The organism is Agrococcus pavilionensis RW1 (assembly GCF_000400485.1).
GTDB classification, from domain to species: Bacteria; Actinomycetota; Actinomycetes; order Actinomycetales; family Microbacteriaceae; genus Agrococcus; species Agrococcus pavilionensis.
The window spans coordinates 11794-24465 of record NZ_ASHR01000004.1 but is presented as its reverse complement, the minus strand read 5'-3'; the positions used below and the strand labels follow the sequence as shown (position 1 = coordinate 24465).

The 12672-nt window shown below is 72.4% G+C and carries 14 protein-coding genes; 8 read left to right on the top strand and 6 right to left on the bottom strand.

What is annotated here, in order from left to right:
- Positions 1-29: 29 nt before the first annotated feature.
- Positions 30-524: a PadR family transcriptional regulator gene (locus tag L332_RS16575; RefSeq protein ID WP_021064830.1), complete on the bottom strand. Its 495-nt coding sequence runs from the start codon at positions 522-524 to the stop codon at positions 30-32.
- 255 nt (positions 525-779) lie between these two features.
- Here L332_RS16575 and putP point away from each other — a divergent pair, with 255 nt between their 5' ends.
- Positions 780-2339 (top strand): sodium/proline symporter PutP, encoded by a 1560-nt coding sequence (gene putP, locus L332_RS16570; protein ID WP_021009341.1) that lies wholly within the window; start codon positions 780-782, stop codon positions 2337-2339.
- Between the two features lie 151 nt (positions 2340-2490).
- Here the strand turns inward: putP and L332_RS16565 are convergent, their stop codons facing one another.
- Complete coding sequence (locus L332_RS16565; protein ID WP_021009340.1) at positions 2491-3066, bottom strand: NADPH-dependent FMN reductase; 576 nt, start codon at positions 3064-3066, stop codon at positions 2491-2493.
- Between L332_RS16565 and L332_RS29975 the strand changes: the two genes are divergently transcribed.
- From L332_RS29975 to L332_RS16545, 5 genes are all read left to right on the top strand, one after another.
- Positions 3050-3247 carry a hypothetical protein gene (locus L332_RS29975; protein WP_144060971.1) on the top strand — a complete coding sequence of 66 codons (198 nt, stop codon included), beginning with the start codon at positions 3050-3052 and terminating at the stop codon, positions 3245-3247. The genes L332_RS16565 and L332_RS29975 overlap by 17 nt on opposite strands.
- Before the next feature lie 244 nt (positions 3248-3491).
- On the top strand, positions 3492-3887 hold the full coding sequence (locus tag L332_RS16560; protein ID WP_021064828.1) for a methyltransferase domain-containing protein: 396 nt from the start codon (positions 3492-3494) through the stop codon (positions 3885-3887).
- 72 nt (positions 3888-3959) lie between these two features.
- Positions 3960-4805, top strand: a complete 846-nt coding sequence (locus L332_RS16555; protein ID WP_021064827.1) for an SMP-30/gluconolactonase/LRE family protein — start codon at positions 3960-3962, stop codon at positions 4803-4805.
- 40 nt (positions 4806-4845) lie between these two features.
- Entirely contained in the window at positions 4846-5559 is a 714-nt protein-coding gene (locus L332_RS16550; RefSeq protein WP_021009339.1) for a ZIP family metal transporter, read from the top strand.
- Positions 5560-5639: 80 nt separating this feature from the next.
- Complete coding sequence (locus L332_RS16545; RefSeq protein ID WP_031223163.1) at positions 5640-6938, top strand: alpha-amylase family protein; 1299 nt, start codon at positions 5640-5642, stop codon at positions 6936-6938.
- 8 nt (positions 6939-6946) lie between these two features.
- On the opposite strand, the gene L332_RS16540 is transcribed toward L332_RS16545, so the two are convergent.
- Positions 6947-7984 carry a zinc-dependent alcohol dehydrogenase family protein gene (locus tag L332_RS16540; protein ID WP_021009337.1) on the bottom strand — a complete coding sequence of 346 codons (1038 nt, stop codon included), beginning with the start codon at positions 7982-7984 and terminating at the stop codon, positions 6947-6949.
- A gap of 53 nt (positions 7985-8037) precedes the next feature.
- Between L332_RS16540 and treS the strand changes: the two genes are divergently transcribed.
- Entirely contained in the window at positions 8038-10260 is a 2223-nt protein-coding gene (treS, locus tag L332_RS16535; protein WP_021009336.1) for a maltose alpha-D-glucosyltransferase, read from the top strand.
- A gap of 93 nt (positions 10261-10353) precedes the next feature.
- Positions 10354-10524, top strand: coding sequence for a hypothetical protein (locus L332_RS30255; protein ID WP_021009335.1), 171 nt, complete (start codon positions 10354-10356; stop codon positions 10522-10524).
- 14 nt (positions 10525-10538) lie between these two features.
- On the opposite strand, the gene L332_RS16530 is transcribed toward L332_RS30255, so the two are convergent.
- The 3 genes from L332_RS16530 to L332_RS16525 are packed head-to-tail and all read right to left on the bottom strand — an operon-like array spanning position 10539 to position 12536.
- Complete coding sequence (locus L332_RS16530) at positions 10539-11003, bottom strand: MarR family winged helix-turn-helix transcriptional regulator (protein ID WP_021009334.1); 465 nt, start codon at positions 11001-11003, stop codon at positions 10539-10541.
- Between the two features lie 55 nt (positions 11004-11058).
- On the bottom strand, positions 11059-11904 hold the full coding sequence (locus L332_RS29175; protein WP_021009333.1) for a hypothetical protein: 846 nt from the start codon (positions 11902-11904) through the stop codon (positions 11059-11061).
- Complete coding sequence (locus L332_RS16525; RefSeq protein ID WP_031223161.1) at positions 11901-12536, bottom strand: SatD family protein; 636 nt, start codon at positions 12534-12536, stop codon at positions 11901-11903. Before L332_RS16525 ends, L332_RS29175 begins: the two co-directional genes overlap by 4 nt.
- Positions 12537-12672 lie beyond the last annotated feature (136 nt).

The window sequence follows — 12672 nt, the reverse complement described above, 5'->3', positions numbered from 1 at the left end:
TCCTTGCGCCCGCCGCGGCGGGATCCGGGTCAGTCCTGGGCGAGGATGGCGTAGAGCCTACGCCGTGCTTCGTCGAGCACCTCCACCGCTCGCTGCACCTGCTCGGGGCTGCCGGAGCGATGCACCTGGGCGGCCGCTTGCGCGAGATCCATGCCCGCGCGCGGGAGCGCGCCGTGACCGCCGGGCCCGCGCTCGGTCGCGAGCCACGGGGCCGGCCGGTCGGCGGCCTCGTCGGCCTCCGCGCGCCCCGCCTCCGTGAGCGAGTAGGTCTTCCGCCCGTTCGCCTCCTCGGCCGCGATGAGGCCCTCGTCGGCGAGCAGCTGCAGCGTCGGGTAGACGGAGCCGGCGCTCGGGCGCCACGCGCCGCCGCTGCGCTCCTCGATCTCGCGGATGATCTGGTAGCCGTGCATCGGCCGCTCGGCGAGCAGCGCGATGACCGCTGCCCGCACGTCGCCGCGCCCCATGCGCGTCGGTCCCCCGCGCTTCTCGAAGGCCGAGCGCAGCTGCTCCATCGCCTCCCACATGCCCGCCCCGGGCGGGCCGAACCCGAACCCCCGTGGGCCGTAGCCGTCCCGACCGGGCCCGAAGCCGTCCCGGCCGTGCCCGTAGCCGTCTCTCGGCGGCCCGTAGCCGCCCCTTGCACCGTGCACGATGACCTCCTCGTCGTCGCGTGAGCGATAGCCAACGATATATCGCCGAGACGCCGAGCGGAAGAGGGTGGACACCGTGGGAACGGTGTCCGGATAGGCTGATCACCGCACCGACAGAGGGAGACGACGATGTCTGACGTGACCTTCCAGCTGCTCGCCATCGGGCTCTACTTCGCCGCGATGATCGCCATCGGCGTCTACGCCGCGCGGAAGACGAAGAGCCACGAGGACTACATGCTCGCGGGCCGCGAGCTGAGCCCCGTCACCGCGGCGCTCTCGGCAGGCGCGTCCGACATGTCGGGCTGGCTGCTCATGGGCCTCCCCGGCGCGATCTACGCGGCAGGGCTCATCGAGGCGTGGATCGCGATCGGCCTGACGATCGGCGCCTACCTCAACTGGAAGTTCGTCGCACCGCGACTGCGCGCCTACACCGAGGTGGCGAAGAACTCCATCACGATCCCGAGCTTCTTCGAGAACCGGCTGCGCGACCGCTCCCGCTCGCTCCGCATCGTGTCGGGCCTCATCATCCTCGTGTTCTTCACGTTCTACGTCTCCTCCGGCATGGTGGCCGGCGGCGTCTTCTTCGAGTCGTCGTTCGGCGCCGAGTACGTCTGGGGCATGCTGCTCGTGAGCGGCGTCACGCTCCTCTACACGCTCTTCGGCGGCTTCCTCGGCGCATCGCTCACCGACGTCGTGCAGGGCCTCATGATGTTCCTCGCGCTCATCATCATCCCCGTCATCGCGTTCTTCACGGTCGGCGGGCTCGCGGGCGTGCAGGAGGGAATCGCCGACTCCGGCGCCGAGCTGCAGGGCCTCATCCCCGCCGACCTCGACGGCCTCGCGGTGCTCGGCATCGTCTCCTCGCTCGCGTGGGGGCTCGGCTACGTCGGCCAGCCGCACATCATCGTGCGCTTCATGGCGCTCAAGTCGGTGCCCGACGCCCGTCCCGCGCGCCGCATCGGCATCTCCTGGATGATCATCTCGCTCGTCGGCGCCGTCATCTCCGGCTTCATCGGCATCGCCTACGTGCAGCAGTCGGGCGTCGGCCTCGACAACCCCGAGACGGTCGTGCTCGCGATGTCGCAAGCGCTGCTGCACCCCTTCGTCGCGGGCCTCGTGCTCGCGGCGGTGCTCGCGGCGATCATGTCGACGCTCTCGAGCCAGCTCATCGTCTGCTCCTCGGCGCTCGTCGAGGACCTCTTCCAGGTCTTCGTGAAGCGTCAGCCCTCGCAGCGCACGCTCGTGCTGCTCGGCCGCGCGTGCGTGCTCGCGGTCGCCACGATCGCCGCGGTGCTCGCGATCAGCCCGTCCGACACGATCCTCGGCCTCGTCGGATTCGCGTGGGCGGGATTCGGCGCCGCGTTCGGCCCGATCGTGCTGCTGAGCCTGTTCTGGCGCCGCCTGACGAACTGGGGCGCGCTCGCCGGCATGATCGTCGGCGCCGCGACCGTGTTCATCTGGGACGCGATCGAGCAGGCGACCGACATCGCCGTCTTCACGCTCTACGAGATCGTGCCCGGCTTCGCGCTCAACCTGCTCGTCGCGATGCTCGTGAGCCTCGCGACGCAGCGCCACGACGACGACGTGCAGGAGGAGTTCACCCGCACGGGCCGCATCGTCGCGATCAAGCGCAACGAGCCGGCCGACGTGAGCCCGGCGGCCGCGGCCGATCACAACGTCCTCCCTTGACGCCACGGCGACCCGACCGCTTCCCGCGGATCCGTTCCGACGGCGCGGACCCGAGATGCGGGATCCGCCCCACCGGATTGGGTCCGCGTAGGTCCGCGTGACGCGACGAAGCGGGCCTCCCGACCGGGAGGCCCGCCTCGTGCTGGATGCGTCAGGCGTCGACGAGCGCGCCCTCGCGCACCGACTCCATCGCCTTCGTCCAGACGATGAGCTGGTCGAGCATCGGCGGCACGGACTCGGCCTGCAGCTCGGTCGGCTTGAAGGTGGAGAAGTTCTCGAAGTCGGTGAAGAGCGAGAACATGCCCGTCTTCTGCACGTGTGCGACCTGGAGCTCCGAGAGGATGCCGCGGAGGTGCTCGATCGCGCGGACGCCCATGGCGGAGCCGTAGCCGACGATGCCGGCGGCCTTGTCGTTCCACTCGGCGTTGAGGAAGGAGATCGCGTTGGCGAGCGCCGGAGTCACGGAGTGGTTGTACTCGCCCGTGACGAAGACGTAGCCGTCGAACTCGGCGATCTTCGCCGCCCAGCGCTTGGTGTGGTCCTTCGAGTACTGCTGATACGCAGCCGGCAGCGGCTCGTCGTAGAGCGGCAGGTCGTAGTCGGCGATGTCGACCAGCTCGTACTCCGCGTCGCCGCGCTGCTGCGCGAGCTCGAGGACCCAGTCCGCGACGCCGCGGTTGATGCGGCCGGGGCGGGTGCTGCCGGTGATGATGGCGATCTTCGACATGAATCGTCTCCTTGAGGGTGATCGGCGCCGCGTCGTGCGGCGCTTCGAGCTGCTGTCGAGCGAGATCCGATCCCGCACGGTCAATGCAACCACTTCAAATCCGAACTATTCCCGAAGGCTCGACCGGTGGTGCGGCTGCCGTCTTGACGAGCCCATCGCGGGCGACGAGCATCGCCGGTGAGGAGGGATGGCGATGGCGAGGCGCGAGGATGCGACGGCGCGGCAGCGCCGGTTGTGGGATGAGGCCGCGCCCCGCTACGACCGCGGTATGCGCCCGCTCGAGCGGTGCTGGTTCGCGGGCGGCCACGAGTGGCTCGGCGCGAGGGCGCACGGCCGCGTGCTCGACGTCGCCGTCGGCACGGGGGGCGAACCTCCCGCACTACCCGCTCGACGCATCCGTCACCGGCATCGACCTGAGCCCGCGCATGCTCGCCGAGGCGCGTCGGCGCGCGGCACGGCTGGGCCGCGCCGTCGAGCTCGTCGAGGGCGACGCGGAGCGGCTGCCGTTCCCCGACGCGTCGTTCGACACCGCCGTCTGCGCGCTCGGCCTGTGCAGCATCCCCCGCCCCGAGGCCGCGATCGCCGAGATGCACCGCGTGCTCGCGCCCGGCGGCACACTGCTGCTGCTCGATCACGTCGCGAGCACCGCGTGGCCGCTGCGGGCGGCGCAGCGGCTGGTCGAGCAGCTGACGATCCGCGTTGCGGGCGAGCACTTCACCCGCCGCCAGCGGCCGCTCGTCGAGGCAGCCGGATTCGCGGTCGTCGAGGCGGAGCGGCGGAAGGCGGGCACGATCGAGCGCATCGCGGCGCTCAAGCGCTGAGCGCGCGTCGCTCCCCCGCGGTTCCCAGGTCGGCGCGCTTGGCTGGCCCCAGTCCCGAGCGAAGGAGAGCCGATGCGCGCCGAGCAGATCACCGACCCGATCGCCTACCACGGCGAAGGGCCCGTCTGGTCGGAGTGGTGGGGCGGGCTGCGCTGGCTCGACATGCTCGCCGGCGACATCCTGACCCTCACCGAGACCGGCATCGAGCGGCGGCACGTCGACTCGATCGTCGCGTGCGTGCGGCCGCGGCGCGGCGGCGGGGCGGTGATCGGCATCGAGCGCGGCTTCGCGCTCGAGGATCTCGACGGCACGCTCCACCGCCTCCCCGAGCTCTGGTCGTCGAGCGACATCCGCATGAACGAGGGCGGCTGCGACCCCGACGGCCGCTTCTACTGCGGCTCGATGGCCTACGACCAGTCGCCCGGCGCCGCATCCCTCTACCGCCTCGACCCCGACGGCTCGACGAGCACGGTGCTGAGCGGCGTGACGGTCTCGAACGGCCTCGAGTGGAGCCCCGACGGCTCGCTCGCCTACTACGACGACACCCCGACGGGCGCGGTCGCCGTCTTCGACTACGCGCGCGAGACGGGGCTCACGAACCGGCGCGAGCTCGCCTCGCTCCCCGACGACGGCCACCCCGACGGGCTCACGGTCGATGCCGACGGATGCGTGTGGGTCGCGGCCGTGAACCAGGGCGCGGTGCTGCGGTTCCGTCCCGACGGCACGCTCGACGGCCGCGTCGAGGTGCCCGGCGTGACGAAGGTGACCGCGTGCGCGTTCGGCGGCGAGCGCCTGGACCGGCTCTTCATCACCACGTCGCGCGAGGGCCTCCCCGATGACGAGGAGCCGACCGCCGGTGCGCTCTTCGCCGTCGACCCCGGCGTCACCGGTCTGCCGGTGCGGGAGTTCGCGGGCTGACGAGCGCATCGCGCAGGTCTGGCCTCCGATGGGAGAAGCGATGCTCGAGGCACTGCTGTGGGGCGGGATCGCCGCCGGCTCGCTGCTCGTGGGCGCGCTGCTCGCGGTCGCCCGGCCGTGGTCGGATCGCACGGTCGGCGTCGTGCTCGCCTTCGGTGCCGGAGCGCTCATCGCCTCGGTCGCGTTCGAGCTCGCTGAGGCCGGCGTCGAGGAGGGCGGCCCGGTCGGGGTCGGCATCGGCCTCGCCGTCGGCGCGCTCGCCTACTTCGCCGCCGACCGCGCCGTCGAGCGGTGGTCGGGCCGGCGCGGCGGCGGGGCCGCGGGCTTCCCGCTCGCGGTCGGCGCGCTGCTCGACGGCATCCCCGAGCAAGCGGTGCTCGGCATCGGCCTCGCGGCCGGCGGCGGCGTGAGCGTGGCGTTGCTCGTCTCGATCTTCGTCTCCAACCTGCCCGAGTCGATCGGCGCATCCGCCGACATGCTGCGCGACGGTCGCTCGAGGCGCTTCGCGCTCGGGCTCTGGACCGCCGTCGCGGTCGTCTGCGCGCTCGCGGCCGTCGCCGGCCGACTGGTCGCCGACGCTGCATCCCCGGCGGTCGTCGGCACGATCGACGGCATCGCGGCCGGCGCGCTGCTCGTCATGCTCATCGACGCGATGATCCCCGAGGCGCGCGAGAAGGCGAAGTCGCTCGCGGGCCTCGCGACGGTCGTCGGCTTCGCGGTCGCGGCGGGCCTGTCGCTGCTCGGAGAGGCTTGACATCGGGTTCGGTGCAGGATGGAGCGGTGACCGATCCTGCACCGCGACCGCACGCCGAGCCCGACTGGGTCCAGCACGTCATGTGGTGGCACGTCTACCCGCTCGGCTTCGTCGGCGCGCCCATCCGCCCCGACGCGCCGCCGGCCGAGACCGCGGTCGAGCATCGGCTCGGCCACCTCGAGGCGTGGCTCGACCACCTCGTCGCGCTCGGGCTCAACGGCCTGCAGCTCGGGCCGGTCTTCGCCTCCGCGACGCACGGCTACGACACGATCGACCACTTCCGCATCGATCCGCGGCTCGGCGACGAGGGCGACTTCGACCGGCTCGTCGCCGCGTGCCGCGAGCGCGGCATCCGCGTGCTGCTCGACGGCGTCTTCAATCACGTCGGCCGAGCGCATCCCGCCTTCCTCGCACTCGAGGAGCAGGGGCGGGCGGCTGAGACCGCCGGGCTCTTCCGCGTCCACTGGGACAGCTGGTCGCCCGGCGAGCCGGTCCCCGCCGACGTGTTCGAGGGCCACGACCAGCTCGTCGCGCTCGACCACGACGCGGATGCGGTGGCCGACCTCGTCGTCGACGTCATGACCCACTGGCTCCAGCGCGGCATCGACGGCTGGCGGCTCGACGCGGCATACGCCGTGCCGCCCGCGTTCTGGGCGCGAGTGCTGCCGCGCGTGCGAGAGCGGTTCCCCGACGCCTACTTCACCGGGGAGGTCATCCACGGCGACGCCGCGGCGATCGTGCGCGAGTCGACGTTGGACTCGTTGACGCAGTACGAGCTGTGGCAGGGCATCTGGCACGGCCTCGCCGATCGCAACTGCTTCGAGCTCGCGCACGCGATCGAGCGCCACAACGCCCTCGTGCGCGACTTCGTGCCCTCGACGTTCATCGGCAACCACGACGTGACGCGCATCGCGACCGCGGTCGGTCCGGAGCTCGTGCCGCATGCGATGGCCGTGCTCGCGACCGTCGCCGGCACCCCCTCCGTCTACGCGGGCGACGAGCTGGGCTTCGAGGCGCGCAAAGAGGAGCGGCTCGGCGGCGACGACGCCGTGCGGCCGGAGTTTCCCGCGGAGCCGCCGTCGCCCGACGCGCTCGAGCCGGCAGCCGCCGACGCGTACGGCGTGCACGCGTCGCTGCTCGCCCTCCGCCGTCGCCACGCGTGGCTGCACCGCGCGCAGACGGATGTCGTGCACCTCGCCAACGAAGCGATCGTGCTGCGCACGGCGACCGACGCCGACCGCGTCATCACCGCGCTCAACCTCGCCGACGAGCCTGTCGAGCTGCCGGCCGCCGACGCCTCGAGCGTCGAGGCGGGCGTCGCCGAGCTCGCCGACGGCGTCGTGCGACTCGGTGCGCGCGGCTGGGCAGTGCTCTCCTAGCGAGTCGCTCAGCGGCGCGGGTCGATCATCGTCACGCCGGCCGCGCTCGAGCGGTCGAAGCCGGGCAGGACGGTCGCGGCCTCCTCGAGCGAGACCGTGCGCTCGATGAGCCGCTGCGGCTCGAGCACGCCGCGCTCGATGAGGGCGAGCATGCCCGGGTAGTCGGCCGCCGCCATGCCGTGGCTGCCGAGCACGTCGAGCTCCCACGCGATCACGCGGTCCATCGGCACTCGGGGGTGCCCGTCGACGGGCGGCAGGAGGCCGATCTGCACGTGGCGGCCGCGACGACGCAGGCCCAGCACCGCATCCGACGCCGTCTGCTCGCTCCCGACAGCGTCGACCGCCACGTGCGCGCCGCCGTCCGTGATCGCCGCGACCTCGGTCGGCACGTCGCGCCCGTCGGCGAGCACGGTCGCCTCGGCGCCGAGCGAGGCGGCGAGCTCGAGCGCCGCCGGGTTGCGGTCGACCGCCACGACGCGGGCGCCGAGCGCGCGGGCGATCATGACGGCGCTGAGGCCCACGCCGCCGGCACCGACGACCGCGACCCACTCCCCCGACCGCACGCGGGCACGCGCGACGAGTGCGCGGTAGGCGGTCGCGAAGCGGCAGCCGAGCGCCGCCGCCGTCGCGGCGTCGACGCCGTCGGGGACCCGGACGAGGTTCGCGTCGGCAGCGTGCAGCGCGACGCGCTCGGCGAAGGAACCCCAGTGGGTGAAGCCCGGCTGCTGCTGCGCCGGGCACACCTGCGCGTCGCCCGCGAGGCACCATTCGCAGCGCCCGCAGCCGCACACGAACGGCACCGTCACGCGGTCGCCGACGCGCCACCGCTCGACGCCCTCGCCCACCTCGGCGACGATGCCCGCGAGCTCGTGGCCCGGCACGTGCGGGAAGGCGATGTCGTCGTGGCCGGCCCACGCGTGCCAGTCGCTGCGGCACAGGCCCGTCGCGTGCACCTCGACCACGACGCCTCGCGCAGGAGCGACCGGCGACGGCACGTCGCGCACGGCGGGAGTCGAGCGGACGGCGTCGATCAGGAGGGCACGCATGCCTCGATCCTGGCAGGACGGCACGCCCAACCGAGAGTGATAGACATGCAGGCGTGGATGAGCCCGACGAGCACGGCACCGAGATCACCTACGACGAGCAGCGATACCCCGCTCGTCCCCGCCGCCTGCGCCCGCGCGACCAGTTCCGCAGCGGCAGCGTGCGGCGGTTCCGCACCGACCCGCGCACCGCGAACGCATCCAACCCCTCCTACGTCGAGTGGCTCGTGCGCCAGTCGATGCTCAAGGACGCCGACGTGCTCAGCCGGCAGCTCTCGGGCCAGCCGTCGATGTGGCGCAACCCCTACGCCCGCCCCGACGCGCGGCGCGCGATCGGCGTCGCCGACGTGTGGTTCACCGCCTACCCGATCTCGCTCATCACCCGGCCGGGCCAGTCGTTCCTCGACGCGCTCGGCGAGGAGGCGCTCTGGGCGGCGTTCGAGCACATCGGCATCAACGGCCTGCACACGGGCCCCGTGAAGCGCGCCGGCGGCATCACCGACTGGATGGAGACGCCGAGCGTCGACGGCCACTTCGACCGCATCAGCACGCAGATCGATCCCGCCTTCGGCGACGAGGATGCGTTCCGTCGGCTCTCCGACGTGGCTGAGGAGCACAGCGGCTCGATCATCGACGACATCGTGCCCGGCCACACGGGCAAGGGCGCCGACTTCCGGCTCGCCGAGATGGCGTTCAAGGACTACCCCGGGATCTACCACATGGTCGAGATCCCGCCGGAGGACTGGCACCTGCTGCCCGAGGTGCCGGAAGGCCGCGACGCGGCGAACCTGGACGCGACCGCCGAGCGCGAGCTGAGCGACCGCGGCTACATCATCGGCGAGCTGCAGCGCGTCATCTTCTACATGCCCGGCGTGAAGGAGACGAACTGGAGCGCGACCCCGCCGGTGCTCGGCGTCGACGGCGTCGAGCGCCGCTGGGTCTACCTCCACTACTTCAAGCAGGGGCAGCCGTCGATCAACTGGCTCGACCCGACCTTCGCGGGCATGCGGCTCGTGATCGGCGACGCGCTCCACTCGCTCGGCGACCTCGGCACGAGCGCGCTGCGCCTCGACGCGAACGGCTTCCTCGGGGTCGAGAAGAGCGCGGAGGGCCTGCCCGCCTGGTCGGAGGGGCATCCGCTCTCCCACGCCGCAAACCACATCATCGCCGGCATGGTGCGGAAGGTGGGCGGCTTCACGTTCCAGGAGCTCAACCTCACGATCGAGGACATCCGCGACACGAGCGCGGTCGGCGCCGACCTCTCCTACGACTTCGTCAGCCGGCCCGGCTACCACCACGCGCTCGCGACCGGCGACACCGAGTTCCTGCGGCTCACGCTCATGTCGTCGCTCGAGCTCGGCGTCGAGCCGGTCGGGCTCGTGCACGGCCTGCAGAACCACGACGAGCTCACCTACGAGCTCGTGCACTGGGCGACGCGGCACCGCGACGAGGTCTACCCCTTCCGGCACAAGGAGATCACCGGCGGCGAGCTCGCCGAGCTCATCCGCGCCGAGCTCACCGAGACGCTGACCGAGCAGGCCGACTACAACCGCGTCTTCACGCAGAACGGCATCGCGTGCACGAGCGCCTCGCTCATCGCGGCGACGCAGGGCTTCGCGACGCTCGACGACATCACCGAGGAGGCGGTGCCCGCGATCCGCGACGCGCACATCCTGCTCGCGAAGTACAACGCGTGGCAGCCGGGCGTCTTCGCGCTCTCGGGCTGGGACCTCACGGGCATGCTCACGCTCCCCGCCGACGACGTGCGCGACCTCATCGACACGGGCGACACGCGCTGGATCGAGCGCGGCGCGCACGACCTGATCGACGCCGCGCCCGACGCGATGACGTCGTCGGCAGGCATGCCGCGCGGCCGCTCGCTCTACGGCTCGCTCCCCTCGCAGATCGAGGAGCCGGGATCGTTCGTGAACCGGCTCGCCGAGGTGCTGCAGATCCGCCGCGACCACGGCGTCGCGACCGCGACGCAGCTCGACGTGCCGCACGTCGCGCACCCCGCGATGCTCGTCCTCGTGCACCGGCTCGACGACGGCAAGCCCGACGCCGATGACGCGCCGATCCAGGTGACGGTGCTGAACTTCTCGGGCGAGGGCGTCGACGGCACGGTGCACTCCGAGGCGCTGCCGACCCAGCACGCGGTGATCGATGCCGCGACCGGCGAGGGCATCGGCCACGTCGACGACCTCCAGAGCTTCAGCGTGAGGCTGCCACCCTACGGCGGGCTGTTCCTGACGCTCGAGCCCGTCGGGCAGGAGGACTGAGCCGCCGCTCGCGCGGCTCGGTCCGGCGACGGCCGGATCGCCGATATGCTTAGTGCGCTAAGTATTCGGCGATCCGAGGAGACCGGTCCGATCATGCAAGAGCCGACCGCCACCACCCAGGGCTGGCCCCACGACCGCGACCCGCAGAGCTTCACGCGCGGCGACATCATGGCCTGGCGCGTCGTCGGCTACTGCGCGGCGGCCGTCACGGTCGTCGGCACGACCGCTGCGGTCATCGCCTTCGTAGTGCTCGCGAACGCCTGAGCAGGCGTCGGGCGTCAGGCCTCAGCGTCGTCGACCGCGGCGATGAGCCGCGTCATGAGGCGGTGCAGCTGCTCGAGCTCCTCGCGGTCGAGCCCGAGGCGCTGCATCATCTCCTCCGGCACGGCGAGCGCCTGCTCGCGCAGCTGCGCTCCGCGCTCGGTGAGCGTGATGTCGAGCGTGCGCACGTCGTCGGCGCGCCTCGCGCGAGCGACGAGCCCCGCGGCTTCGAGCCGCTTGACGAGCGGCGAGAGCGTCGCCGGCTCGAGGCGCAGCTGCTCGGCCAGCTGGCGCAGCGAGAGCGAGCGCGAGCCCCAGAGCGCGAGCATCACGAGGTATTGCGGGTGCGAGAGGCCGAGCGGCTCGAGCACGGGCCGGTAGGCGCCGACGACGCTGCGGGATGCCACCGACAGCGCGAAGCACACCTGGCGCTCGAGCGCCAGGTCGTCCCGCTCCTGCACGGGCAGCTCGTCGTGCGCCACGCGTCGATTCTAGGCGCGGCGCCGCCCTGCGCCGCCCTCGACGGCTGACTCGCGGCTACTGCGGCCGAGCGACGACCGTCAGCACCGCGAGGCTCGCGAGCAGGAAGCTGCACAGCGTGCCGACGAGGAACTCCTCCGCCTTCGTGCCGCCCGAGCGGTCGGCCGAGATCTCCGGGAAGCGCACGACGCCCTTCGCCGCGACGAGCCCGGCGATGACGACCGGCATCCCCGCGAGCAGCGATGCGAACACGAGCACGCGCTCGAGCGGGCCCACGATGCGCCCGCCCCGGAAGCCGCTCACGGTCGTCGCGGGCTCGGCCTTGCGCACCACCGCGATCTCCTTGTCGCGGCGCAGCACGCGCCACGCGGTGCTCGGGCTGGGCGGCGGGTCGCTCGGCTCGTCCGTCCGGCGGGCAGCGGCGACCACCGCGCGCACGAGCGCATTGCTCGTCGGCCCGAGGAAGACCAGTGCTGCGATCGCGACGACGACGGCGCTCGGCGCGAGGGCGTCGGCTTGGGCGCTGCCGGCGAGCGCGCGAGCGAGTGGCGCGTCCGCGTCCACCGCGGAGCCGTCGAGCAGCACCGCGAGCGCGATCGCGGCAGCGGTCAGCACGAAGCCCGAGATCGCGGCGAGGCGCGCTCGAGCAGCGAGCAGCACGGTCGCCACGGTCGAGACGACCAGCGCGACGACGGCAGCCATCCACGCCAGACCCGTCGCGAGGATGAGCGCGGCGATCGCGATCATCCAGCCGGCTCCTGCCCAGATGAGGTCGGCGCCGCGCAGTGCGATGCGGCTCGCTCGCGGACGCGCATCGGCGCTCCGATGGCCGCTCGCGAGCGATCCCGCGCTCAGCGCGAGATGGCCGAGACCCATCACGATCATGATCGCTGCCGCGGTCACGACCTGCCTCCCTCGAGCTGACGCAGCATCTCGACGACCGCTGCGGCGCCAGACCGGTGCCAGCTCTGCGAGACCGCCGACTGGCGGATGCCCTCGGCCTCGGCGGTGCGCGCTTGGGGCACCTCCTCCAGTCCGGCGAGCGCGATCCGCTTGTCGCGCGGCCGCATGTCGCCGACGATGTGGTCGCGCAGCAGCAGGAGACCTCGGATGGCCCTCTCCTCGGCGCCGCCGTCATGCAGGAACGCGCTCGTGGCGCGGCTGCGCCCCGAGCGCTGCGCTTGCTTGACGTGGTCGATCGCCTCCCGGGCACGCCACCAGGCGCTGCCGTCCCTGATCGGCACGCTGCCGCTCGCGTCGACGATGCGGTCCTCCCCCGCGCCGATGCCGAAGCGCAGCTCGAGCCCTTCTGGCAGCGAGAGCGCCACGATCGTCGTCGAGAGCACGGCTCGCTCCGCGCTCTCGTAGACGGCCTGGAACTCGTCGCCCACCGCCGCATACGCGGGCACCTCGGCGCCGGCGTGCTCCTCAGCGCGAGCGAAGGCGCGCAGCACCTCCTCCTGCCCGGCCTGCCGGTCGGGCAGCTCGCGCGAGCCGATGATGTCGGCGATCACGGCCACTGCGTTCCGTCCCATGCCGATAAGTGTACGGCTGATATCAACCAGCGATCACCTACTGGCTTATAAGATCTCGATATCAGGCGTGCGACCGCCGCACACCGCGCATCCGGCCGACGTCCAGTGCCGACCCATGCCGCGCCGTCACACTGTC

Coding starts and splice junctions, on each gene's coding strand:
- L332_RS16575 (WP_021064830.1), bottom strand. CDS start 524: ATGTGGGAGGCGATGGAGCAGCTGCGCTCGGCCTTCGAGAAGCGCGGG.
- putP (WP_021009341.1), top strand. CDS start 780: ATGTCTGACGTGACCTTCCAGCTGCTCGCCATCGGGCTCTACTTCGCC.
- L332_RS29975 (WP_144060971.1), top strand. CDS start 3,050: ATGGCGATCTTCGACATGAATCGTCTCCTTGAGGGTGATCGGCGCCGC.
- L332_RS16565 (WP_021009340.1), bottom strand. CDS start 3,066: ATGTCGAAGATCGCCATCATCACCGGCAGCACCCGCCCCGGCCGCATC.
- L332_RS16560 (WP_021064828.1), top strand. CDS start 3,492: ATGCTCGCCGAGGCGCGTCGGCGCGCGGCACGGCTGGGCCGCGCCGTC.
- L332_RS16555 (WP_021064827.1), top strand. CDS start 3,960: ATGCGCGCCGAGCAGATCACCGACCCGATCGCCTACCACGGCGAAGGG.
- L332_RS16550 (WP_021009339.1), top strand. CDS start 4,846: ATGCTCGAGGCACTGCTGTGGGGCGGGATCGCCGCCGGCTCGCTGCTC.
- L332_RS16545 (WP_031223163.1), top strand. CDS start 5,640: ATGTGGTGGCACGTCTACCCGCTCGGCTTCGTCGGCGCGCCCATCCGC.
- L332_RS16540 (WP_021009337.1), bottom strand. CDS start 7,984: ATGCGTGCCCTCCTGATCGACGCCGTCCGCTCGACTCCCGCCGTGCGC.
- L332_RS30255 (WP_021009335.1), top strand. CDS start 10,354: ATGCAAGAGCCGACCGCCACCACCCAGGGCTGGCCCCACGACCGCGAC.
- L332_RS16525 (WP_031223161.1), bottom strand. CDS start 12,536: ATGGGACGGAACGCAGTGGCCGTGATCGCCGACATCATCGGCTCGCGC.